Source organism: Streptomyces sp. W16, from assembly GCF_033194735.1.
In the GTDB taxonomy this organism is placed as follows: domain Bacteria; phylum Actinomycetota; class Actinomycetes; order Streptomycetales; family Streptomycetaceae; genus Streptomyces.
Genome location: NZ_JAWOAI010000965.1, coordinates 1 through 1939, shown reverse-complemented (window position 1 = coordinate 1939; position 1939 = coordinate 1). Strand labels below are relative to the sequence as shown.

The window sequence follows — 1939 nt, the reverse complement described above, 5'->3', positions numbered from 1 at the left end:
CCGCCGCCTGGTCGGCGCGGCCGGAGCGTTCCTGGAAGCGGTCGACTTCCTGGAGAGCCAGCACATCGACGTCCAGGCACGCGACGGCTTCGGCGAGGGGTGCCGAGGCGTCGCCGGGGCGGGCGGATGCCGGGCGGCCGTCCGGCCCGATCGGCTGGCCGTGCAGCACGTTGAACGTCGCACACCTCACCCGTACGTCACCCATGGCCGCTCCCTCCCAGGGGAGCGATCTTCGCATCCGGCGGGACGCACCGTGCGCCGGTCGGCTGCATCGCTCGGAATCACACGGAATCCCGGAGAAGTTCGAGTCAATCCGCGATCACACACGTACCAGCGGGCATGGGCGCCCCGCGCCGACCCGCCACGTCACCGACTCGGAGAACAGGCACCCCATGAACGCATCCGCACCGAACAGCCCAGCCGCCGACGCCACCGCGCAGATCGGCGTCACCGGCCTGGGTGTGATGGGCCGCAATCTGGCCCGCAACTTCGCCCGCAACGGCTACACGGTCGCCGTCCACAACCGATCGCCGCACCGCACCCATGAGTTGATGAAGGAGTACGGCGACGAGGGTGCCTTCGTCCCGGCCGAGACGGCACAGGAGTTCGTGGCCGCGCTCGAACGCCCCCGCCGCCTGATGATCATGGTGCAGGCCGGTCCGGCCACCGACGCCGTCATCGACGAGTTCGCCGCGCTCATGGAGCCCGGCGACATGATCATCGACGGCGGCAACGCGCACTTCGCCGACACCCGCCGCCGCGAGGCCGCCCTGCGCGAACAGGGCCTCCACTTCGTCGGCGCCGGAGTCTCCGGCGGCGAGGAGGGCGCGCTGAACGGGCCGTCGATCATGCCCGGCGGCTCGGCGGAGTCGTACGCCGTGCTGGGCCCGATGTTCGAGTCCGTCAGCGCGAAGGTCGACGGCGAGCCCTGCTCCACGCACATCGGGACCGACGGCGCCGGGCACTTCGTGAAGATGGTGCACAACGGCATCGAGTACGCCGACATGCAGCTCATCGCCGAGGCCTACGACCTGCTGCGCCAGGTCGGCGGATACACCCCCGCGGAGATCGCGGACGTCTTCCGCCGCTGGAACGAGGGACGGCTCGGCTCCTATCTGATCGAGATCACCGCCGAGGTCCTCGCCCACACCGACGCGGAGACCGGCGGGGCGTTCGTCGACATCGTCAAGGACGCCGCGGGCCAGAAGGGCACCGGGCGCTGGACCGTGCAGACCGCGCTGGAACTGGGTTCGCCGGTCACCGCGATCGCGCAGGCCACCTTCGCCCGCGCCTCCTCCAGCCAGGCGGACCTGCGCGCGGCATACCGCGGACTGCCCGGCGGCACCACTCCCCCGCTCAGCCGCACCGAGGCCGACCGCTTCACCGCCCAGGTGGAACAGGCGCTTTACGCCTCGAAGGTCATCGCCTACGACCAGGGCTGGAAGATGATCCAGGACGCGGCCACCGAGTACGACTGGTCGATCGACCTCGCCGCGGTCGCCGGGATCTGGCGCGGCGGCTGCATCATCCGCGCCTCCTTCCTCGACCGCATCCGTGCCGCGTACACGGCCGACCCGGGTCTGGTCAGCCTGCTGAGCGAGGAGACCTTCGCGCGCGAGATCGGCGACGCGCAGGTCCCCTGGCGCGAGGTCGTCGCCTCCGCGGCCCGCCGCGGTATCCCCGTCCCGGCGTTCTCCGCAGCGCTGTCGCACTACGACACGCTGCGCGCCGAGCGGCTGCCGGCCGCCCTTCTCCAGGGCCAGCGCGACTTCTTCGGCGCCCACACCTACGGGCGTACCGACCGCTCCGGCACCTTCCACACCCACTGGTCGCGGCCCGGCCGCCCGGAGACGACCGCCTGACCGACTCACGCGCCCGGCCCGCCCGTTCAGGCGGGCCGGAGCACCCCGCGCCCGCTACTCGTCCACGGCGAGAGCGG

At 71.9% G+C, this 1939-nt stretch carries 1 protein-coding gene and 1 pseudogene; one reads left to right on the top strand and one right to left on the bottom strand.

Translation table 11 applies throughout. The features are described 5' to 3' along the window. Positions 1-205: pseudogene (locus R6V09_RS51980) on the bottom strand (endonuclease/exonuclease/phosphatase family protein); the annotation flags it as partial. A gap of 187 nt (positions 206-392) precedes the next feature. On the opposite strand from R6V09_RS51980, the gene gndA reads away from it, so the two are divergent. Further along, positions 393-1862 carry an NADP-dependent phosphogluconate dehydrogenase gene (gene gndA / locus R6V09_RS51975; protein WP_317888376.1) on the top strand — a complete coding sequence of 490 codons (1470 nt, stop codon included), beginning with the start codon at positions 393-395 and terminating at the stop codon, positions 1860-1862. Positions 1863-1939: the final 77 nt, after the last annotated feature.

Excerpts from the sequence above, each read along its gene's own strand:
- gndA (WP_317888376.1), top strand. The coding sequence starts at position 393 with ATGAACGCATCCGCACCGAACAGCCCAGCCGCCGACGCCACCGCGCAG.